At 44.9% G+C, this 21566-nt stretch carries 18 protein-coding genes; 13 read left to right on the top strand and 5 right to left on the bottom strand.

The genetic code is table 11. The features are described from left to right. The first annotated feature begins 430 nt into the window (after positions 1–430). The 7 genes from ACRQ5D_RS24670 to ACRQ5D_RS24640 all read left to right on the top strand — a co-directional run bounded on the left by ACRQ5D_RS24670 (position 431) and on the right by ACRQ5D_RS24640 (position 11227). Positions 431–3622: a SusC/RagA family TonB-linked outer membrane protein gene (locus ACRQ5D_RS24670; RefSeq protein ID WP_256337367.1), complete on the top strand. Its 3192-nt coding sequence runs from the start codon at positions 431–433 to the stop codon at positions 3620–3622. A 24-nt stretch (positions 3623–3646) separates the two neighbouring features. Then, on the top strand, positions 3647–5206 hold the full coding sequence (locus tag ACRQ5D_RS24665) for a RagB/SusD family nutrient uptake outer membrane protein (RefSeq protein WP_091164065.1): 1560 nt from the start codon (positions 3647–3649) through the stop codon (positions 5204–5206). A 105-nt stretch (positions 5207–5311) separates the two neighbouring features. After that, the gene (locus ACRQ5D_RS24660) at positions 5312–5848 is read left to right on the top strand and encodes an FG-GAP repeat domain-containing protein (protein ID WP_431200660.1); all 537 of its coding nucleotides are present in this window, start codon (positions 5312–5314) and stop codon (positions 5846–5848) included. 25 nt (positions 5849–5873) lie between these two features. Next, positions 5874–8882: a VCBS repeat-containing protein gene (locus tag ACRQ5D_RS24655; RefSeq protein ID WP_432326927.1), complete on the top strand. Its 3009-nt coding sequence runs from the start codon at positions 5874–5876 to the stop codon at positions 8880–8882. An 89-nt stretch (positions 8883–8971) separates the two neighbouring features. Beyond that, positions 8972–9328, top strand: coding sequence for a hypothetical protein (locus tag ACRQ5D_RS24650; RefSeq protein WP_432326925.1), 357 nt, complete (start codon positions 8972–8974; stop codon positions 9326–9328). Continuing rightward, positions 9273–11003 (top strand): FG-GAP-like repeat-containing protein, encoded by a 1731-nt coding sequence (locus tag ACRQ5D_RS24645; RefSeq protein WP_432326923.1) that lies wholly within the window; start codon positions 9273–9275, stop codon positions 11001–11003. The genes ACRQ5D_RS24650 and ACRQ5D_RS24645 overlap by 56 nt, the downstream gene beginning before the upstream one ends. Before the next feature lie 29 nt (positions 11004–11032). Continuing rightward, on the top strand, positions 11033–11227 hold the full coding sequence (locus ACRQ5D_RS24640) for a hypothetical protein (RefSeq protein ID WP_431200861.1): 195 nt from the start codon (positions 11033–11035) through the stop codon (positions 11225–11227). A 34-nt stretch (positions 11228–11261) separates the two neighbouring features. Here ACRQ5D_RS24640 and ACRQ5D_RS24635 read toward each other — a convergent pair whose 3' ends face one another. Beyond that, on the bottom strand, positions 11262–11513 hold the full coding sequence (locus tag ACRQ5D_RS24635) for a hypothetical protein (RefSeq protein ID WP_091164073.1): 252 nt from the start codon (positions 11511–11513) through the stop codon (positions 11262–11264). A gap of 47 nt (positions 11514–11560) precedes the next feature. Between ACRQ5D_RS24635 and ACRQ5D_RS24630 the strand changes: the two genes are divergently transcribed. From ACRQ5D_RS24630 to ACRQ5D_RS24605, 6 genes are all read left to right on the top strand, one after another. After that, a complete protein-coding gene (locus ACRQ5D_RS24630) occupies positions 11561–12016 on the top strand; it encodes a MarR family winged helix-turn-helix transcriptional regulator (protein ID WP_091164075.1) in 456 nt (151 codons plus the stop codon). 6 nt (positions 12017–12022) lie between these two features. Next, positions 12023–14662 carry a phosphoenolpyruvate synthase gene (ppsA, locus tag ACRQ5D_RS24625; protein WP_091164077.1) on the top strand — a complete coding sequence of 880 codons (2640 nt, stop codon included), beginning with the start codon at positions 12023–12025 and terminating at the stop codon, positions 14660–14662. 176 nt (positions 14663–14838) lie between these two features. Next, entirely contained in the window at positions 14839–15435 is a 597-nt protein-coding gene (locus ACRQ5D_RS24620; RefSeq protein ID WP_431200652.1) for an MATE family efflux transporter, read from the top strand. After that, the gene (locus ACRQ5D_RS24615) at positions 15435–15809 is read left to right on the top strand and encodes a DoxX family membrane protein (RefSeq protein ID WP_091164081.1); all 375 of its coding nucleotides are present in this window, start codon (positions 15435–15437) and stop codon (positions 15807–15809) included. Before ACRQ5D_RS24620 ends, ACRQ5D_RS24615 begins: the two co-directional genes overlap by 1 nt. A gap of 116 nt (positions 15810–15925) precedes the next feature. After that, entirely contained in the window at positions 15926–16159 is a 234-nt protein-coding gene (locus ACRQ5D_RS24610; protein ID WP_090526116.1) for a hypothetical protein, read from the top strand. A gap of 428 nt (positions 16160–16587) precedes the next feature. Next, positions 16588–17676, top strand: a complete 1089-nt coding sequence (locus ACRQ5D_RS24605; RefSeq protein WP_091164087.1) for an MBL fold metallo-hydrolase — start codon at positions 16588–16590, stop codon at positions 17674–17676. A gap of 101 nt (positions 17677–17777) precedes the next feature. Here ACRQ5D_RS24605 and ACRQ5D_RS24600 read toward each other — a convergent pair whose 3' ends face one another. The 4 genes from ACRQ5D_RS24600 to ACRQ5D_RS24585 form a co-directional block, all read right to left on the bottom strand. Continuing rightward, positions 17778–19130: an alkaline phosphatase family protein gene (locus tag ACRQ5D_RS24600; RefSeq protein WP_091164089.1), complete on the bottom strand. Its 1353-nt coding sequence runs from the start codon at positions 19128–19130 to the stop codon at positions 17778–17780. Between the two features lie 64 nt (positions 19131–19194). Continuing rightward, positions 19195–20355 (bottom strand): metabolite traffic protein EboE, encoded by a 1161-nt coding sequence (gene eboE / locus ACRQ5D_RS24595; protein WP_431200651.1) that lies wholly within the window; start codon positions 20353–20355, stop codon positions 19195–19197. A 21-nt stretch (positions 20356–20376) separates the two neighbouring features. Beyond that, positions 20377–20994: a 3-dehydroquinate synthase family protein gene (locus ACRQ5D_RS24590; protein WP_431200650.1), complete on the bottom strand. Its 618-nt coding sequence runs from the start codon at positions 20992–20994 to the stop codon at positions 20377–20379. Next, positions 20991–21548 carry a hypothetical protein gene (locus ACRQ5D_RS24585; protein ID WP_431200649.1) on the bottom strand — a complete coding sequence of 186 codons (558 nt, stop codon included), beginning with the start codon at positions 21546–21548 and terminating at the stop codon, positions 20991–20993. The genes ACRQ5D_RS24590 and ACRQ5D_RS24585 overlap by 4 nt, the downstream gene beginning before the upstream one ends. Positions 21549–21566: the final 18 nt, after the last annotated feature.

Raw genomic sequence — 21566 nt, 5'->3', positions numbered from 1 at the left:
TTACCCCTGTTATTACAACCTGCTTTTTGCCGGCTGTAACAATTAGTACTGTTGGCATTACAACGTACAGATTACCAATTATAAACATGTTGACCAATAATGGAGCATTCGTGGCATTTGTTGTTTGCTGCCCGGTTCGGCGTGGGATACCGTTTGAAATTGAAAACTAATAACACCGACATACCAATTATCAATCAATTAACTAACAAGAAAAATTATGGAAAGACAAAAAAGAGATTTTCGGGTCCTGGATAAGTACGGAACAGCTAACAGATAGGTTTCGTCGTTCATTTAAATCTGGTAGTTACCATAAGGTGACACCAGGATAATTTTAGGCATATGAGCTTAAACGATGCAGGTAAATGTTGTGCTGAGCGCAAATCAGGCCAACGTTTTCCCAATCGAATCGAAAATTTAAAACCTTAATAACATGAAGTATTCTTTACAAAAAATTTATAATAACAAGTGGCGTTATGCAACGCTCATCTTAACCGGATGTGCGCTCGCAATGCCATCGGTGTCAATTGCGCATAACCGTGGTTCGGCAGGTTCATTGAACGGTATTACCATTAATGAAAATGGCGCTTTGAAAATGAAGCCTGCATTCAACGTTTCGGGCAAAGTTACTGATGATGATAACCAACCCCTGCCCGGCGTCGCGGTTTCCATAAAAGGCACAACCCAAGGCGTAACAACTGACGCCGGCGGTAATTTTAAAATAGCAGTGCCCGGCAATTCAGCGGTGCTCGTGTTCAAGTTAATCGGTTTTGCCCAGCAAGAGATCACGGTTACCAACGGTACTGAGCTAAAAGTGCAAATGAAAAAAGATACCAAGAACCTGGAGGAAGTAGTTGTAGTTGGATACGGATCGCAAAAACGTGCCAAAGTTACCGGGGCGGTTTCATCAGTTAGCGGGAAAACCCTGGCCTCTGTACCTGTTGGTGGTATCGAAGCGCTACAAGGCCGTATCTCTGGTCTTACTGTTACCAATAATGGCGGTCCGGGAACCGGGGCTATTATATCGTTGCGCGGCATCAGTTCTGTAAATTTCGGATCCGACCCTTTATATATTGTTGATGGTTACCCGGGCAGCCTCACGGGCGTTGATATTAAAGACATTCAAAGTATCGACGTGTTGAAGGATGCCAGCGCCGCTGCGATCTATGGTTCGCGCGGTACCAACGGTGTTATCATCATCACCACTAAAAAAGGTAACAATAATAGCCGTACGGAGGTTACTATCGACTCATATTACGGTATACAAAACGTTATCAAGAAATATGACCTGCTTAACACCCAGCAATACTTGCAATACGAGCGCGCCCTTAACGGGTCTGCTGGAATAGCTTTACCGCCGCGCCTGCAGCCAGATAACTTTAATAAGCCGATTTACGCAGGTAGTTCTCAAACCTTTGCCCAAACCAATACTAACTGGCAGGATGCTTATTTTAGAAGCAACGCGCCAATACAGCAGCATAATGTGGCGTTGAGCGGCGGCAATGCGGTATCCCGATTTTACACCTCGGCCAATTACTTCGATCAGCAGGGTATTGCCCAGGGACTAAGTGCCTACCACAAGGCTTTCCGTGCTAATTCCGATCATACCATCAGTAAGTTCCTTTCATTTGGCGAAACATTCAACGTTATTGAAAACCATCAGCGCTATGGCGTTGACGCGGGTAACCGTACCGCTATTACCAATGTGGTGAGGATGCAGCCGTATCTGCCTATTTACAATCCCAACAACGCAGGAGGGTTTATGGGGCCGCAAAATAGCTTCGACGGATCGGATCCTACCAATCCAATTGAAGCTGCCAAACTTATCGATAATACCAACCACGGCTTCACTATCCATGGTAACGCTTATGCAACGCTTAAGTTTACCCCATGGCTTAACTTTAAATCAATTTATGGTATTGACTACAATACCAATCAAAACAATACTTACACGCCTATTTACGATGACGGTGGTACTTCAAAATCCACAACAGCAGTTATTAACTACGGTAGGAGCACCAGCACAACTCAACTGTATTCTCAACAGCTTACCTTCGATAAAACATTCGGCAACAAGCACCATGTTAACGCCGTTTTAGTTTACGAGGCCCAGAGCTCGCGCGGCGATAACCAGGTATCTTCTGGTAATCAAAATACCAACACGGTAAGAACACTAAATGGCGCGACTAATCTTTACACTAATTACACTTATGGTACAAATCTCCTCGTATCGGAGGTAGCCCGTGTAGGGTACGACTTTGAAGGTAAATATTTGATATCTGGTTCTATCCGACGGGATGGTTTATCTGTATTTGCACCGGGACACAAGCACGAAAGCTTTCCTGCGGCGTCATTAGGCTGGAAGGTAGACCAGGAAAATTTCATGAAGGGAATCAAATCAATATCTTCATTAAAGCTTAGGGCGGGTTATGGTGTAACGGGTATTAATGGTACCGTACTGGGCAACTATCCTTATCTGCAGCCTATATCATCTAATATTGCTACCTATCCGTTCAACGGTTCATTGGCCGATCTTGGAAATGCATCATTTTACAGTGGTTTAAGTAACCTCGATCTGTCATGGGAGACAACCAAGCAAACAAATATCGGTTTGGATCTGGGTTTATTCCAGGAAGCGTTTACCCTATCTGCCGAGGTTTATAACAGGCAAACCGATAACCTCTTATTGACAGTACCTACACCGCCCAGCTATGGCTTTGGCGGGGCCGGTACTTTAGCAAACGTAGGTTCGATGCGGAACCGCGGCTTTGAAGTTACTTTAGGTTATCATAAAACAAGTGGCGAGTTTAAATACGATATTAACGGAACCTTTGCCTTGAACAGAAACAAGGTTTTAACGCTTAATACTGCAAATGCCTCAATTACCGCCGGTGGCGATGCGGATTATGGTGGCGGTAACCCTCTAACCAATACGGTGGTCGGGCAACCGGTACAGTCATTTTACGGCCTTATTGTTGACGGAATTTTTCAAAACGCGGCCGAGGTTTCTAATTCACCCACGCAAACAGGGGCGGCTCCGGGTGATATCAAATTCAGGGACGTAAACCATGATGGTGTTATCAATGATGCCGATCGTACCTTTATAGGTAGCTATCTGCCCAAATTTACCTATTCATTAAACTACAGCGCATCATATAAAAATTTCGACGTGGTGGTATTTTTCCAGGGTGTTTACGGCAATAAAATATTTAACGCCGAAAGGATTATCCTGGAAGGTATGCCAAGGCTTTTCAACGCGGGCACGAATGTTTTAAACGCGTGGACGCCTACAAATACCGGTACAAATATTCCGCGTGCCTTTTCCGGCGACCCGAACGGAAACAAAAGGCCTTCAACAAGATGGATTGAAAGTGGCTCATACCTCCGCATTAAAAACATGCAGCTTGGCTATAATTTCCCCACGTCATGGTTAAGGGCAAAAACAGATAACGCGCTTAACAGGCTCCGGATTTATGTGGCTTCAACCAACCTTTTGACGTTTACAAAATACAAAGGTCTCGATCCCGAAATAGGCTCACGTAACGGCACCCTCACCAACGGTATTGATTATGGCCAGTATCCGCAGCCAAGAGTAGTTCAGTTGGGTTTGCAGGCAACCTTTTAATGATTAATTTAAAAAGATACAGCGATGAAAAATAAAAAAATATTCGTGTGGTCGGCCCTTACAGCTATCATAGTAACGGCTACGGTTAATTCCTGTAAAAAGGGATCTCTCAACACCAGCGACCCTAATAACGTAACAACCAATCAGTACTATAAAACCAGCGACCAGCTAACCAAAGGCGTGAATGCTATATATGTTGCTATTCATTCGCTGGGGCTGGTATCAAGGGAATGGTTCTTTATTCACGATCTCAGAAGCGATGAGGTTGCAAGCGGCGGCGGACAGCTCGAAGCGCCCAGGGGCCAGATGCTTAATGGCAATGCAGACCCTGCCAACTCAGTATTGAACTCGGTGTGGAATGCCTGGTACACAGCAATATTCAGAGCGAATGTAGTTATTCAAAACGGACCAGTTGTAACCGATAATGGACCGTTGCGCGACAGACTGGTTGGCGAAGCTAAATTTTTGCGTGCATGGGCTTACTTTGACCTGGTTTCGCAATGGGGAGGAGTGCCGCTTCTTACGACACCCGTTAAAACTGCCAGCGATTTTCAACCCCGCGCGTCTGAATCTGAAGTTTATTCACTAATCATAAAGGACCTTCAGGATGCGGCCGCCGTTCTACCTGAAAAATCAGGTACTGACAAGGGACGGGCGACTGCCTCTGCAGCAAATGCCATGCTGGGCCGCGTACTGATGCAAAACGGCGACTATGCAGGTGCAAAGGCTGCGCTCTTAAAAATTCCTACAACCGGAGTAAACGGCTATACGCTTACCAGCAGATATCTTGATAACTTTGAAGAAGAGACCGAATTCAACAGCGAATCCATCTTTGAAATTGTATTTGTTGATAAAGGTGACGGCGGGTTTAACTGGGGCGGTGATAGCCCTACTGAAGCACAATCTACCGTGCGTAACCAGGAGTATAACCCAATTGCCTGGAGAAACCTTATTCCTTCAAATAAATTAATTAATGAGTTTGAAAATACGGCTACAGGTGCTGCCAAATCTGATCCCCGTTTTCACTACACCTGTTATCAATCGGGCGACACTTATAATAAAGGTGCGTCGGTGCTAACAGACGGCGACCAGAACGGCAACTCGTCAGTGATGAACGGCGTAACCAAAAAGATCAGTTTTCGTAAGTTCATGATCATCTACAAGGAAGGTTTGCCGGCAGCGGGTTTCCACCCGGGCGGCAATAATCAACGCATTATCCGTTATGCCGAGGTTTTATTGATGCTGGCCGAATGTGAAAATGAGTTGGGTAATACTGCCGCCGCAGTTAATTATCTTAATATGATACGGGCCCGTGCAGATGTTGCAATGCCGCCTTATCCAACCGCACAATATCCGGTTGGCTCAAAAGCTGATGTTGTAAAAGCAATTATGCACGAAAAAATGGTAGAAATGGGTTGCGAAGAAATAAGAAATATCGACATTCTTCGCTGGAGGAAAAAGCAATACTTTACAACCGATCCCTTCCCTTATTTCAAGAAAGGCCGGGATGAATTATTGCCAATTCCTCAGGCCGAGCTGGATAATAACCCTAAGGTAAACGGACATCAAAACCCTGGCTATTAATACTTAACTTGCTTATATAGCAGTTAAAAAGTATAAAGTTCGGATTTGTTAAAAGAGATAGGTTGCGCATAGCAGCCTATCTTTTCCATATAAACCAATTTATAAATGAAGAAATTTTACCCGGCTTTATTGCTCGTTGGTGTTGTTCTTTTTTCATGCGCTAAAAAGAAAACAGCACTGTTCGAATTGATACCGTCTTCACATTCGGGCGTTACTTTCAATAATTTAATTACCGAGAACGATTCAATCAACCCGATTGATAATGCCAATGTTTATAACGGCGGCGGAGTTGGCATAGGCGATTTCAATAACGATGGCTTACAGGATATTTACTTTTCGGGTAACATGGTATCAAACAAGCTGTACCTAAATCGCGGCGACTTTAAGTTTGATGATATTACAGATAAAGCCGGAGTTAATGGTTTAGGAAAATGGGGCAGAGGGGTTGCTGTTATCGATATTAATAATGATGGCCTTCAGGATATTTATGTATGCAATTCGCTGCTACAGGATAGCGTCAAAAGGCAAAATTTGCTTTACATAAACCAGGGGACAGATAAAAGGGGATACCGCACTTTAAGGAAGAAGGCAAAGAATATGGCCTTAATATACACGCATATTCTACTATGGCAACCTTTTTGATTACAATAACGATGGCAAGCTGGATATGTATCTTACCGTTAATAGGCCTGGGGACGGCTATTATGCAAACCAGTTTCGCCCGATAATTGCGGACGGCAGCGGTAAGAGTACAGGGAGGTTGTATGAAAGCAAATGGGATGCCCAACTTAAACACCCGGTGTTTAGCGATGTATCCAAAAAAGCCGGTATATCCATTGAAGGCTATGGGCACGCGGCAACTATTGTGGATATAAATAAAGACGGGTGGAAAGATATTTATGTTACCAACGATTTTATATCGCCCAATATCCTCTACATCAATAATGGTGATGGTATATTCACCAATAGATCTAAAGAATACTTTAAGCACACCTCTATGAACTCGATGGGGCAGGACATCGAAGATTTAAATAACGATGGTTTGGCCGATGTATTTGAACTGGACATGTCACCACCGGATAATTACCGGAAAAAAATGATGTCGATGCCGGAAAGCTACCAGTCGTATGAGTTATTTAATCATTATGCATACCAATATCAATATGCACGTAACACCTTGCAGATAAACCAGGGGCCGGGATTGGGGCAGAATGATTCTATCAAGAACCCCGTATTCAGTGAAACCGGGTTCTTGAGCGGAGTTACAGAGACCGACTGGAGCTGGACGCCTTTGATAACGGATTTCAACAATGATGGTTATCGCGATATCATTGTAACCAATGGATTTCCGAAAGATGTTACTGATCATGACTTTATCGTTTACCGAAACAATCCTTATTCCACAGCCTCAAAAAAAACTGTTATTGACCAGATTCCTACAGTCAAGATCCATAATTATGCTTTTCAAAATAATGGCGACCTAAACTTTGGTGATGTTTCCAGCCAATGGGGATTGGATTTACCGACCTTTTCAAACGGTGCCGCTTATGCTGATCTGGACAATGACGGGGCAATGGATATGGTGATCAATAACATTAATGACCAGGCTCTTATCTATAAAAACAATAGCCGCGCACTTACCTCCAAACCATCAAATTACTTGCAGGTAAAATTGAATGGCAACAACTTTAACAGGGATGGTATTGGTGCCTGGGTAGATATCTATTATGCAGGCAAGCAGCACCAGGTATACGAGAACAATCCTTATCGTGGATATTTATCGTCTATCCAAAACGTCGCGCACTTTGGCCTCGGCAAAGTCAATAAGCTCGACTCTGTAGTAGTGAGATGGCCGAATAATTATAAGCAGGTATTAAAAAATGTAAGCGCTAATCAAACGCTGAAAGTAAATATCAATGATGCGCGTCAGGCTTATAGTTGGGTTATACCCCAAAAAAACAGGGGGGCACTGTTTACTGAAGTTACAGGCACGGCAGGTATTAGTTACAGGCACAAGGAGGATGATTTTCCGGATTTTACCATTCAGAAATTATTGCCTCACAAATTTTCGGCGTATGCTCCGGCGCTTGCAGCCGAAGATGTTGATGGCAACGGGCTTGATGATATTGCTATCGGTGGTAACAAGAAATTTCCCGCTCAGGTTTTCCTGCAGCAGGCTAACGGTAAATTTAATCAGCGAAATTTAATTGATGTAAAACCGGACAGTGCAAATTATAAGGATGAAAGTTTATTGTTCTTTGATGCCGATGGCGATGGGAAACCAGATCTGTATATGTCCAGCGGGGGATATGAAAGCGCGCCGGGTTCAAAAAATTATGCAGACCGCATCTACCTTAACGATGGCCGCGGGCGGTTCAGCGAACAAAAAGGTGCCTTGCCCGGTAATTTTACAAGTAAGCTATGTGTCAGGGCATTTGATTATAATAAAGATGGCAAGCTCGATTTGCTGGTAACCGGCCGGGTTGATCCATGGCATTATCCCAACCCCGTATCCTGTTTTATCTTACGTAACGACAGTAAACCTGGAAAGTTGCAATTTACAGATGCAACGGCATCAGTTGCGCCTTGTTTGAAAAACCTCGGGTTAACCTGTGATGCCCTGGTTACAGATTATGATAATGACGGTTGGCCGGATCTTGTTATAGCGGGTGAATGGATGCCCATTACGTTTATCAAAAACGTTGGAGGCAAATTCGTTAACTCCACAGCGGCATCGGGTATTGCTGATAAGATCGGCTGGTGGAATTCCATCGCGGCCGGCGATTTCAGGCATTGCGGTAAGATAGACTATATTGTTGGCAACCTGGGAAAGAATAGTTTTTTCAAGGCCAGCGATAAAGAACCCGTATATATCACGGCAGGCGATTTTGATAAACGTAAAACCACCGATGCCTTTCCATCCCTATTCCTCCCCGACACTGACGGGGTGAAACGTGAATTTCCATCTTTTGTTCGTGACGATGCTATCAAGCAAATGATCAGTCTCCGAAAAAAGTTTGTGAATTACCGCTCTTTTGGACACGCAACGTTGCAGGATTTGTTATCGCCCGAACAACTGAAAAATGCCTTGCGGTTAAAAGCCAATACGCTTACTTCATGCTATCTCGAAAATTTAGGAAACGGGACATTTAAAATGTACCCTCTGCCAAACTATGCGCAGGTTTCTGCCATTAACGGAATGGTAGTGGATGACTTTGACGGTGATGGCAATTTAGACTTAGCCATAAACGGGAATTATTACGGCACAAATGTTTCGGTAGGCCGGTACGATGCCTTAAACGGATTGCTTTTAAAAGGCGATGGCAAAGGAGGATTTAAGCCATTGACGATTTTGCAAAGCGGGATCTGTTTTCCCGGCGATGGAAAAGCCCTGGTAAAACTTAAGGGGAAAGATAACCGGTATTACCTCGCTGCCAGTGAGCATAACGGCAGTTTGAAGTTATTAAAGCTTAACATACCGGCTAAAACTATCAAAATTGAGCCGCAGGACGCGTATGCGGAAGTATCTGCAAAAGACGGTTCGGTTACCAAGCAGGAGTTTTATTACGGCTCGTCTTTTTTATCACAATCGGCAAGGTTTCTGAAAATAAGCCCGGACGTACAGAAAGTTAAGATTGTATCTAACGATGGCCGATGTAGGGAAATTAAGCTTTAATAATCCGCTTGTGGTATTCAAAATGTAACACCTTCAATATTGATCGGGATCTTAAGAGAAAATAATGCGTAGCTAATTTTACAGAAGGAATGCCGAAGAATGTAATTATCAATTTTGCTTTGAATTTGGCCCGTGGAAAAACGTCGTTAAATATTTATGCAAAATTTTTGCTTTTGATACCGGCCATGTCATTTGTTATCTCATGCCGCGATTCATCGGAGAGTAAAATGATCCGGATCATTTCCGGTCTGAACCAAAAGGATTACAACAGCCGCAATCCGTTTTGTCCCGAAGCGAAAGTGGCGCAGTGCGATAGCTTACTTAAACTGCCGGGCAGGGAAAATGATTTTTATCTTTTAAATACCAAGGCTAAGCTTTTATTGGAAACCGGTGACGAGAACACAGGCTGTTGCCATCTACGAAAAGATGGTGAGGGGGACCGATAGCTCAAAACGTGATTTATTTGAACCGGATATGGCACTGGCCTACATGAGGTTAGGCGAGCGAACTAATTGTATGTTGAACCACAACCGGATGTCATGTACCTACCCAATAAGGGATAACGCGATTCATGTAAATCAAACCGGTTCGCGACATGCTATTGCAGTTTATGAAAGCATTTTGAAGAAGCATCCGGCTGACCTGGAATCCCGCTGGATGCTCAATATCGCTTACATGACACTGGGGCATTACCCCGATAGTGTGCCTAAGCCGTTTTTAATTCCAGATCTCAATAAAACATCCGCGACAAAAATAAAGCCGTTTACCGATATGGCTACCGATGTTGGTATTAAATTGAAAAGCAGGGCGGGTGGCGTTATAGCGGATGATTTCAATAACGACGGTTACCTTGATATAGTAACCTCGGGAACGGAACTTGATGATCACATGCATTATTTTCAAAATAACCAGGACGGAACATTTATTGACAAGTCTGAAACAAGCGGGTTGCGGAAGTTTACCGGTGGGCTGAATATTCAGCAAACTGATTACAACAACGATGGGAAGATGGACATTTTTGTACTGCGGGGTGCCTGGAAAAAGAACGGTTTTGGTAACCAGCCTGCCTCACTGCTGCGCAACAATGGCGATGGCACATTCACGGATGTGACGATACCCGCCGGGCCACTTTTTTATCACCCTACACAGGCGGCAGTCTGGGCTGATTTTAACAATGATGGATGGCTCGATGTTTTTATAGGTGCGGAGGGTTTTAACAACGGCGACAGCGTCAATATCCACCGGAGCATGCTTTATATAAATAACCGGAACGGTAGCTTTGCTGAAGTTGGCCATAAAGCGCATTGCGATGTAATGTCGTATGTAAAAGGGGTTACATCGGCAGATTTTAACCATGACGGATGGCCGGATGTTTTTATTTCGACAATGGACGGGCGCAAATATCTGTTAAAAAATAAAGGTAACAGCGAAAATACCCCCGACTTTGAAGACGTTACAAAGCAATCGGGGATCCTGGCAAACAGCAACAGTACTTTTACTACCTGGTTTTTTGATTACAACAATGATGGCTGGCAGGATATCCTGATTGCAGATTACAAATTCGAGGCTCCGCTGGGATATTATTCGGCTGCCGAAGCGCTCGGAAAACCCATACCCAATGCGGGAAACATTTACCTGTATAAAAATAACCATAACGGCACTTTCACCGATGTTACCAAACAAACGGGCCTTGATAAAGTAGTGTTCAGCATGGGCGCAAACTTTGGTGATATTGATAATGACGGCTTTCCCGACTTGTATTTTGGCACAGGCAACCCCGATTTTGGCTCTATTATACCCAATAAAATGTTCAGGAACGTAGACGGACAGCGGTTTGAGGACGTTACAGGCGTCTCCGGAACGGGAAACCTGCAAAAAGGTCACGGTGTAGCGTTTGCAGATTTCAGGAACCGTGGCTTACAGGATATATTCATTGAAATGGGCGGGGCTTACGCCGGCGATGCCTATACCAGCGCCTTGTATGTAAACCCTGGTCAAAATGATAACAACTGGATAAATATAAAGGCAGAAGGGATAAAAAGTAATAAAGCTGCCATTGGCAGTCGGTTAAAAATAACATTTGTTGACAATGGTGTTAAAAAAGTGTTTACCGCGACTTAAATTCGGGTGGCAGTTTTGGTTCATCACCCATACAGGCGGAAATAGGTGTAGGGCATGCCGGGCTTATCGAAGAGCTTGAAATAACATGGGCTGGCAGCCATAGCGTTCAACGATTTCGTAATTTGAAAGTAAATCAGTTTTACCACATTACGGAAGGAAAAGGGAAAGTGACCCTGGTTCAATTAAAAAAACTTAGTATCAATAATATGGCGATGAAAATGTGAGATCTCGCTTAAATCGAGATAGCGATCAGTTAATTCACAGGTACTTACACCAAATAAGCTTTGGATGATATGTGGGCGCACGAAAAAGGCAATTAGGATAACGCTTTCCTAATGCCGTTTGAAACACCACTATAGGGCAGCCGTTGGCATAAAGCGGCGAAATAAAATAAGCACCGAGGGTTTTGCTTTCAATGATCAGTATACCATTGACATATTCGTCAAAGTCGGGACGCGAAACAACGTAATTATATTCACCGATTTCTAAATTACTTCTTTCAAGTAACAAAATGAAATTATCTTTGTAACTAAGATAATTAAAGTTACAAAGATATTGTGAAAAGCGAAGCTATTACCCGGATAAGGAAACTAAGCCAGTTGTATGCTTATACATCCATTCAAATGCATGAGAATATTGCGCGAAAAGCCGGGCTATCAGGTACCGATCAGAAATACCTGGGCTTTTTCCTGGTGAAAGGGGCCATGACAGCCGGCGAGCTTATGGAAGTAACCGGGCTTACCAGCGGCGCTGTTACAGGTTTGATTGACAGGTTTGAGAAAAAAGACCTGGCCAAGAGAGAGTTTGCGAAAACGGACAGGCGAAAAGTACTGGTTGTGCCGGATACTGAAAAGATAATGCAGCTTCTGGCCCCGCTTTACAAGGATTATCGCAGCCATTCGGAGCAATTGATCGGTTCTTTCGCTGAAGAAGATTTAAAAATCATCGAAAAATTTTTGGAAGGATCGATTGCAATTATGAGTGAAACGGTCAATCAGTTTAAAGACAAGTAAAGTATAATGAAAAACAGAAGTTTATACATTGTTGATTTAAAAAAGGCCGATAAAACGTTTAATAGGTTAATCGGCGGGGGCAAGGGGGCAAATCTGGCAGAATTATACACGATTAAGGCGCTTAATGTGCCTGACGGTTTTTGTATAACTACAGAAGCTTTTAAAGAAACTGTTGGGAACGATCAGGAGTTTAACTCACTGCAGGAGCAGTTAGCATTGCTAACCGAAAACCAAAGGAACGAGATCCATGAAATAAGCAAAAAGATCAGAACACTGATAGAATCGATAGCTCTTTCTCTGGAACTGAAAAGCCAGATCGTTGCGCGTATGGACCAATATGGTGGTGATTATGCTTACGCCGTTCGTTCAAGTGCGACAGCGGAGGACTTAGCCACCGCGTCGTTCGCCGGACAACAGGATACCTACCTGAACGTTATCGGCGAAACCGCTATTTTAAAACATATCAGCAAATGTTGGGCATCTCTTTTTACAGAACGTGCCATCATCTACCGGCTTCAGAATGGCTTTGACCACCGCAAGGTTTACCTGGCTGTTATTATACAGCAAATGGTAGTTGCAAAGGTAGCCGGCGTGCTATTTACGGCCCATCCTGTTACTGGTAACAGGAAAGTGAGCTCGATAGATGCGAGCTTCGGCTTGGGGGAAGCACTGGTTTCTGGTTTGGTTAACGCCGATAATTACCAGGTCCGTGCTTCAAGAATTATTGAAAAGAAGATTTCAGAGAAAAGGATTGCTATTGAGATCATTAAAAATGGCGGTACTGAGCAAAAAGAGATAGGGCCGGAGCAACAAAATAAGCAAGCGCTAACTGACGAGCAAATTTTACAACTCGAACAAACCGGCAGGATGATCGAGGCACATTTCGGCCATCCCCAGGATATTGAATGGTGTTTAAGTGACGATAAATTCTATGTTGTACAAAGCCGGCCAATCACCACATTATATCCTGTGCCAGCGGCAGACGACTTGGAGAACCGGGTTTATGTATCTGTAGGACATCAACAAATGATGACTGACGCATTTAAACCACTCGGCATATCCGTTTGGATGTTAACCGGAAACCGCGCGATATTCAAAATGGCTGGCGGAAGGTTATTTGTTGATATCTCGAAGGGGCTGGCTTCGCCGGCAGGCAGGGAGAATCTTTTAAATGTATTGGGGCATTCAGATCCACTCATAAAAGATGCCCTGATGACTGTAATCGATCGAAACTTTGTAAAAGAGGACCCTGGAGCCAATATTCCCGGACAGGTTAAAGGTCATCACGGGATGTCGGCGGCGGATATACTTGCGGAAGCGGGAGCCGATGCCGGGATTGTGGCCGATCTCATCAGCAGCAGCGAAAGGTCGGTATCAGCATTGAAAGATAACATCCGGGCAAAAACAGGACCCGATGTATTTGATTACATCCTGGACGATATGCAGCAACGGAGGCAGCTGTCTTTAGAAAAGAAAAATCTGAACGTGATCATGGCGGCCATCCATGCATCGGCCTGGATCAATGACAAGATGAAAGAGTGGCTTGGTGAAATCAACGCAGCAGATGTTCTGTCGCTTTCTGTTCCAAACAACATTACCTCAGAAATGGGCCTTGAACTTTTGGACCTGGCGGATGCGATTCGTCCCTATCCGGAGGTCATCGCCTATCTGCAAGGGGCAAAACAGAATAATTTATTGAATGGGTTATGCCAGTTGGAGGGCGGATCGCAAGTACACGACGCTTTCATTGCTTATTTTAACAAATATGGCATGCGTTGCGCCGGCGAGATCGATATTACCCGTACACGATGGAGGGAAAATCCAGCTGCGCTGGTTCCGATGATCTTGAGCAATATCAAAAACCTTGAACTGGGAGAGAGTACCCGAAGATTTGAGCAGGGGAAGCAGGCAGCCTTAGAAAAAGAACAAGACTTAATGTTGCGCCTGAAACAATTGAACGATGGTGAAGAAAAAACCCGGGAAACGAAGCAGATGATTGACCTGTTGCGGAATTTTATCGGCTACCGCGAATATCCGAAATACGATATCGTGAGCAGGTACTTTATCTACAAGCAGACTTTGCTTCAGGAAGCCGAACGCCTCGTAAAAGCCGGTGTGCTTCGTGATGAAAAAGATAGCTATTATCTTTATTTTGAAGAGTTGCATGAGGTGGTGCGTACCGGAAAAGTAGATTACCAGCTTATTGACCAGCGCAAAACGGATTATCAATTTTATGAAAAGCTGACACCGCCACGAGTTATTACTTCTGAAGGTGAGGTGATAACCGGTCATTACAGCCGTGAGAATATCCCGGTAGGGGCTCTGGCCGGTCTCGCTGTTTCTTCCGGCATAGTTGAAGGGCGCGCACGCATGGTGCTGAACGTAGAAGGTGCTGATCTGGAAGATGGCGATATCCTGGTTACAACCTTTACCGACCCAAGCTGGACGCCTTTATTCTTAGCCATCAAAGGACTTGTTACAGAAGTTGGCGGACTAATGACACATGGCGCGGTAATAGCCCGTGAGTACGGTTTGCCGGCGGTTGTTGGCGTGGAAAATGCAACCAAACTGATTAAAGACGGTCAACGCATACGCGTGCATGGAACCGCAGGTTACGTGGAAATTATAAGCGAGGCTGTCGTGTAACCGAAGTAATCTTGTCGCGAATTACCCCCGGGATTGTCGCTTTTGCACACTGCAAAACACCGGCGTGTATCCCATCTTTGTATCGTTGATTAAGTTTATAATCAATACGGATCGAGTTACGAAAAACAACAAAGTAAACCGGCAACCGTACAGGATTTTTAAACAAGCAAATAACAATGAGTACAATACAAATCACAAGCTCAAAGCTCTGGAACGCCATTAAGCTTTCCCTTAATGGCGAGCAACAGGATTATACGCAAGGGAGTATCCCGAAAGCCATCTTTTTACTGGCTATCCCAATGATTCTGGAATTAAGCCTGGAAAGCGTTTTTGCGGTGGTAGATATGTTCTTTGTAGGTAAACTTGGGCAAAACGCTATAGCCACGGTAGGTTTAACGGAGTCGGTGATCACCATTGTCTATTCCATCGCTATTGGCTTAAGCACCGCGGCCACGGCAATCGTAGCGCGAAGGATTGGTGAAAAGAAACCGGAAGCCGCGGCACATGCAGGAGCCCAGGCGCTGGTAATTTGCCTGATTACAACTATAATAGTAAGCATGGCTGGTGTTTTATATGCACCTGAGATCTTAAAGCTAATGGGAGCAAGCGAAGAAGTGGTGAGGGACGGAGCTATTTTTACCCGGATCATGCTGGGCAGCATCCTTATTATTATCCTGTTGTTTCTGATCAACGGAATTTTTCGCGGCGCGGGTGATGCCGCCATGGCGATGAAAAGTCTTTGGATTGCAAGCATTATCAACATAATTCTATAATGAAAAAGAAAATCTTATTTATTGCATGCCTGTTATTCGGGCTGATGTTTATCAATGCTGGCCTGAACAAGTTTTTAAATTACATGCCTGTACCTAAAGACATGCCGCCAAATGCCATGGCCATGTTTGGTGCAATTATGCAGATTAAATGGCTGATGCCCCTCATCGGCATTGCCGAAATTATCGGGGGGATCCTGGTGATTATTCCCCGTTTCAGGGCTTTAGGCGCGGTGATCATTTTTCCCGTTATGGTTGGCATATTGTTAACTGTTATTTCTTTATCTTCGGGAATACCGGTGGTGCTTGTGCTTTGGGCGGTGCTCATCTGGGTGCTATTTGAAAACAGGGAGAAATATTTTCACATGATCCGGTAGCGGATGGCATAGTCTGGCTATTCCGCAACTAAATAATAACCGTCCGGTGAATTGGAAATTACAAATGATTATAGGCAAGTGGTGTTACGTAGTTGATAGACTTTATTGAAAATCATATGAAACTTTTTGAAAAAGAAACGGGCAAAACAAACTGTGTCGGGGTAACCGGAGCTTCTGCAACCGGGGCATCAGCAATTGCTGTGTTAGCATTGGGATCTATGGCTATAGGTGCGATTGCTATAGGCGCATTGGTGATTAGCCGAATCATGGTTAAAAAAGCTGTAATCAGAAACCTCCATGTCGGTAATCTCAGCGTAGATAACCTTGTAATTAAAAATCGGGAAGATTAGAAGTTCCTGGGGATCCGGTTAGTTTGGATTGAGGTGGAGTAAAGTTTTATTGGAGTCGTTTCTGAGTCTGCCGTGCTCCCGTTATAAACTTCACCATGCAGTCGATGCCCAACAACGTAGCTCGCATATATTGACCGGCTCGCGTCAGGACCTTACCGATCTTAACATCCTTCTTTTTGCTGTGTTTTTGAAATAAAATTCGGAACGGCCATCTCAAATTGTGGGAATATGGCAGCCAGGGAGCCCTTGTTATCATTTTCCAGGGGGATTATATTTCAAATATAGATCTAAATGAGTTGTGGATGTGATTCTCTGACCAAATTGCGCTGAATCCAACCCATACACCTTTGTGGCCGTGGCCGGGAAGACAGATAACGCATTCATAAAATAAATGTTGCTTTTTACCGTTACATTCATCATTTATTTGCATGAAAAGAGCGTGTTTGGGAATTGTGTTGGCTGCACTGTTATTATTGACGGTCGGTGGTTGCGGCGTAGTTAAATCTCTGGGTAAAAATCCGGATGGCGAAGAACTTACCCGGTTGGATTCTTTACCAAATTATAAAAATGGAGCTTTTATAAATTTGGCTGAACTTTCCGATTCGACGGTCAAACGTAAATTTCTTTTTCTCAGCAAACGTCCTGAAACCATCAGGCCTTCTCACGCACTTCCTTGGATTAAAACCGATCTGAATTCATTAGCTGCTCCTGCACCTACGATCGTTTGGTTTGGACATTCATCTTTACTAATAAAAAGCGGGCAGTTTAATATGCTCATTGATCCGGTTTTTAGCAATCATGCCGGACCGGTGCCCGGATTGATTACCGCATTCCCGGGTACAAAGCATTATCACGCCGATGATATGCCTCAAATAGATGCGCTGATCATTTCTCATGATCACTACGATCATCTGGATTATCGGACTTTGAAAAAATTAAAGAACCGTATTAAAATGGCTGTTGTGCCGATGGGAGTAGGCGCTGATCTGGTATACTGGGGGTTTGACCCCAAAAAGATCATCGAACTTAATTGGAACCAATCGATTACGTTGTCCGGTGGTATTCGGATTACCGCCACCCCAGCCCAACATCGCAGCAATCGTACTTATAAGAATGAGAATAAAACATTATGGGCCTCTTACGTTTTTCAGATTGGCAATTATAGGCTGTTTTACAGTGGCGATAGCGGGTACGGTCCGCATTTTAAACAAATAGGCCAGCAATTTGGGCCATTTGATCTGGCGTTTTTGGAATGCGGGCAGTATAGCCCCAATTGGCCATGGACGCACCTGTGGTTAGGGCAACCCGCACAGGCTGCTGCTGACCTGCATGCCCGTTTGTTACAGCCTATTCACTGGGCTAAGTTTATTGAAGCTAACCAGCCCTGGAACGAACCGATAAAGAGGCTTGTGTCTGCAGCAAAGGAGTTGGGTGTCGAACTAAACGTTCCGCGTATTGGGGAGCCTTACACTTTAGGCAATCCCCTCAAACAGTCTGCATGGTGGAATTTTGAATAACTGCTTTTGTAATATTGAATAGTTAATAAGAAGGATCATATACTATGGCAGGATGATCATTTGAACAACCGGCAATCAGTATACAAGGCCAGCTTAGCTAATCAATTTTTCAGGTGCCTCCAGATGATATCATGAATGTCGGTCGCTATCAGGTCCTGTTTTTCCAATGGGTTATCGGTAATGATCACCGGCTGATATTCTGACGGTACATCCACCCGGCCATGAGAGCCTTTAATCAGGGCGGCATCCAGTGGAATGACATCCATTACATACCTGAAACCCGCCTTTTTGCGAAGCAATTTGTAGCCGGCGCGGAGCTTTGAACTCATAAACATCTCAACAGGATCATAACCCGGTTTTTTGTGGATGTCAACTACGCGCGCGTAATCCGGGGCAAGCGCATCATCCAGCCAAAAATAATAAGTGAACCAACTTCTCTCATCAGCAATAAGGACGAGGTCTCCGGCCCGGGGATGATCGATGTGATACGTGGCCTGCTCTTCCCGGGTAAGCACCCTTTCAACACCAGGTACGGCTTCAAGCAGCGCTTTGACCTTTGCCGTTACGCTCGCATCGTTGATGTAGACATGTGCCAATTGGTGATCAGCTACCGAAAAGGCTTTTGAAGCGCCAGGGTCAAGTATCTCCAGTCCACGCTCAATCCTGATGCCTAACAAGCCGTTTTGCCTCAATACCCGGTTTAAATGAACCGGGCGGTCCACCGGGGAGATACCATATTCGGAAAGGATAATGATCTCGGCATCTTTTTTCCTGTAAAACGAAACCAGATCTTCGATAATTTTATCAATATCATTCAGGTCTTTGGCAATAATTGGTAAATCCGGACCGAATTTTTGCAGGCAATAGTCCAGATGAGGCAGGTATATCAGTGTTAGCGTCGGGTCATGCATCGTATCTATTTCCATTGCAGCGTCAGCTATCCAACGGCTTGATTTGATATTGGCGCCGGGCCCCCAAAACTGAAAAAGCGGAAACTGCCCCAACTTCGCCTGAAGGTGGTCACGCAGGTCGGCAGGCTCCGAGTAACAATCCGGTATTTTTCGTCCGTCGGCAAGGTAATTTGGCCTGGGCGTCACGGAGTAATCCGCCGAGGAGTACATATTGTACCACCAAAACATTATCGAGCTCGTGAAAGATGGATCTTCGCTCTTGGCCTTTTCCCATATTTTCTGTCCTTCAACGAGTTTGTTTGACTGCTTCCAGAATTTTACTTCACAATCCGCGCGGTCATACCACCCATTACCTACAATGCCATTGTCAACAGGAAATTTGCCGGTGACGTAGGCGGACTGCATGGCGGTGGTAACAGCAGGTAATACAGGCGTTATATGCGTCAAATGTCTGTCTTTGATGTAAGATTTAAGAAATGGCGTATGCTCGCCGATCAGAGACGTGGATAAACCCACTACATCGATAACTACCGTTTTATTCATAATTGTCTTCTTTCTTATGATATCTGCGCTTTAACCCAATCTAATTCCCGGATGATCGATTGTGTTAGGGGGCCTTCAGCTCATCAGGTAATACACTCCAGGTATATGTTTCCACTTCCAGGTGTTGTGTAAAAGCAGCGTTCCTGAATTTGTTGAGCACCCTGACAATATCGTTTTGTGTTGACTGAACAACACCCATATCCTCTACAAAGACAGGCACATGGAAATGCGCGCGCCATTCATTGACTGCCGGGTTCCGACCATCTGCCAGGGCTTCCGGTAAATCCGGATAACGGATCAATTCTCCATTTGCGGTTTTCGCGATCACCTGGTGCAGATAGGTTGGCTCGTTGAATCTGGCAAGCGCGTCGGTCACCTCGTCCCTCATTGCCAAATCCACCGGAAGATGGGCCTTCAAGGCAGCACTGATTTGTATCTTGCCTACCTGGATACCTTTCGCGGCCAGTTCATCAATGACGCACTCATGTTCCTCATAGCCGATAGCAAAATGGCAAACGTCATAGCATAGGTTAATGTGTTGTTTGACAGCTTCTTCTGCATCAGCCGGAGACAGGCCAAACTGTTCTCCCAGCACTAAAATACCACGCGGCAACAAGTCGTTTTCAAACCAATCTATAAACTCCCGGCCTGATTCCAGGAACCCATCCGGCTCGGGTTCGATATCCAGGTGCATCAGGACCCCGGCCGAGCGGTGTATTTTAAAAAGTGCAGCCATCACTGTTAAAATATTCTCCGTGGCGATTGCCCTTGCGTTGTTCCTGGCCTCACCGGCCGCATGCCATGGTTTATAGCTTAAGGGAGAGGTTGAAATCCCTCCCTGCAAACCTTCAGGAAGTAATTCGCCCAATATATGAAACAGGCGTAAGGTATAATCCAAGCGCTCAACTGTTGTCCAATCCGGCGCATGCACTTCGTCCTTAACTACGGTGTTATGGAAACCGCCATAGGGGAAACCGTTCATCGTGAAAACATAAGCATCATGATCAGACAGCCATTGTTTAAACTCCGCTAAGTTATCTTCCTCTGCCAGCAAACCCAGGCTGGCCATATTAGAAAGGCGCAGGCCAATACCCATTTGTTCCTTCCCCGCAAGGGCAGCCCTGATTGCCGGGAAATGGTTTTTCAGGGCCCCGAAAGTTTCCGGCCAGTTCTCCGCGGGATGGATATTGGTACAATAGGTCAGGTGCGCTGCATTTATTTTCATGAGGGCAGATGTTTGTATTGTTTAAATTTGCGTTTGCTGAAGTTCGAATTGCCGGTTGTATAGTTCAATACTCGCTTGTTTCAAAAGCTCGGTATCAATTTCATTCACCTCGGCACCTTCGCCTATAGCATTGAGTAACGTAATGGTGAGCTCCCCGCCCAAATGTTCACGAAACTCCTCCAGGCCCTGCAATAACGGGCTGTCATCTCCGCTGATCCTTAAGAGCCCGTGGCTGATTTCAAAGCCTAAGTTTTGGATCAGGCTTACCACGCGCTCACTGTCCGCAGCGGTTAAACGGCCGCAAAGGCAGGAATAAACCGTGTCCAGGGCTATCCCCATGGCTACTGCTTCACCATGTCGGATATCGAAACCGCTAAGATATTCCAGTTTGTGCGCGCTCCAATGCCCGAAATCCAAAGGGCGTGATGAGCCGCTTTCAAAGGGGTCGGCGCCGGCAATGTGCTGCATGTGCAGCTGCGCGCAGCGCCAAATCAGGTAATTCATTGCTGCCGCGTCGCGGCTCACGAGGGCGGGTGCGTTCTGTTCTATCCAGTTGAAAAAAACAGGGTCTTTGATCAAGGCAACTTTGATAGCTTCGGATATTCCGGATCGCCAATCACGGTCGGTCAGCGTGGTCAAAAACTGGTCATCATTAAAAACAGCGGCAGGGGGGCGAATGTGCCCAGGAAATTCTTTTTCCCGAAATAATTGATGCTGTTCTTCACCCCGATCCCTGAATCGTTCTGAGACAGCACAGTTGTTGGTATGCGGATAAGTTTTACTCCCCGGTGGGCTACAGCAGCGGCGTAACCTGCCATATCCAATACGGCCCCGCCACCAATTGCTGCGATGTATGAATGCCGGTCTATACCGTAATTATTTACCGCATCGAGAATCATATCAAAATAGCGTTCATCATTTTTTACGTACTCGCCGCCGGGTATCAGCAAGATCTCGGGCACCAGATGAACAGCAGTATGCGCCTGAAAATAAGAACTGATATCAGAGCATAAATGCCCATGGGCATCGGCAACCCCCTGATCGACCACAAAAAGGATCTTCCTTAACGCGCCTGAAGTAGCAGCGTTTGTCAGAAAACCGTTCAGAAGGGAATTATCCTTTGCGAATAAAGCCGAAGTAAAAAAGACGTTATAACTATATTTTACGCTGAAGTTCTGTTGCAAATGTTCCATCGGGGAAGATTTATTGTT

The sequence above is a fragment of the Mucilaginibacter sp. P25 genome, from assembly GCF_050859465.1.
Classification (GTDB): Bacteria; Bacteroidota; Bacteroidia; order Sphingobacteriales; family Sphingobacteriaceae; genus Mucilaginibacter; species Mucilaginibacter gossypii.
This window is presented reverse-complemented; position numbering and strand designations above follow the sequence as displayed.

What these genes read in the sequence shown, in the direction of transcription:
- ACRQ5D_RS24665 (WP_091164065.1), top strand. Translation starts at nt 3,647, where the DNA reads ATGAAAAATAAAAAAATATTCGTGTGGTCGGCCCTTACAGCTATCATA.
- ACRQ5D_RS24585 (WP_431200649.1), bottom strand. Translation starts at nt 21,548, where the DNA reads ATGGAACATTTGCAACAGAACTTCAGCGTAAAATATAGTTATAACGTC.
- ACRQ5D_RS24670 (WP_256337367.1), top strand. Translation starts at nt 431, where the DNA reads ATGAAGTATTCTTTACAAAAAATTTATAATAACAAGTGGCGTTATGCA.
- ACRQ5D_RS24600 (WP_091164089.1), bottom strand. Translation starts at nt 19,130, where the DNA reads ATGAATAAAACGGTAGTTATCGATGTAGTGGGTTTATCCACGTCTCTG.
- ACRQ5D_RS24605 (WP_091164087.1), top strand. Translation starts at nt 16,588, where the DNA reads ATGAAAAGAGCGTGTTTGGGAATTGTGTTGGCTGCACTGTTATTATTG.
- ACRQ5D_RS24660 (WP_431200660.1), top strand. Translation starts at nt 5,312, where the DNA reads ATGAAGAAATTTTACCCGGCTTTATTGCTCGTTGGTGTTGTTCTTTTT.
- eboE (WP_431200651.1), bottom strand. Translation starts at nt 20,355, where the DNA reads ATGAAAATAAATGCAGCGCACCTGACCTATTGTACCAATATCCATCCC.
- ACRQ5D_RS24610 (WP_090526116.1), top strand. Translation starts at nt 15,926, where the DNA reads ATGAAACTTTTTGAAAAAGAAACGGGCAAAACAAACTGTGTCGGGGTA.
- ACRQ5D_RS24655 (WP_432326927.1), top strand. Translation starts at nt 5,874, where the DNA reads ATGTATCTTACCGTTAATAGGCCTGGGGACGGCTATTATGCAAACCAG.
- ACRQ5D_RS24650 (WP_432326925.1), top strand. Translation starts at nt 8,972, where the DNA reads ATGCCGAAGAATGTAATTATCAATTTTGCTTTGAATTTGGCCCGTGGA.
- ACRQ5D_RS24620 (WP_431200652.1), top strand. Translation starts at nt 14,839, where the DNA reads ATGAGTACAATACAAATCACAAGCTCAAAGCTCTGGAACGCCATTAAG.
- ppsA (WP_091164077.1), top strand. Translation starts at nt 12,023, where the DNA reads ATGAAAAACAGAAGTTTATACATTGTTGATTTAAAAAAGGCCGATAAA.
- ACRQ5D_RS24615 (WP_091164081.1), top strand. Translation starts at nt 15,435, where the DNA reads ATGAAAAAGAAAATCTTATTTATTGCATGCCTGTTATTCGGGCTGATG.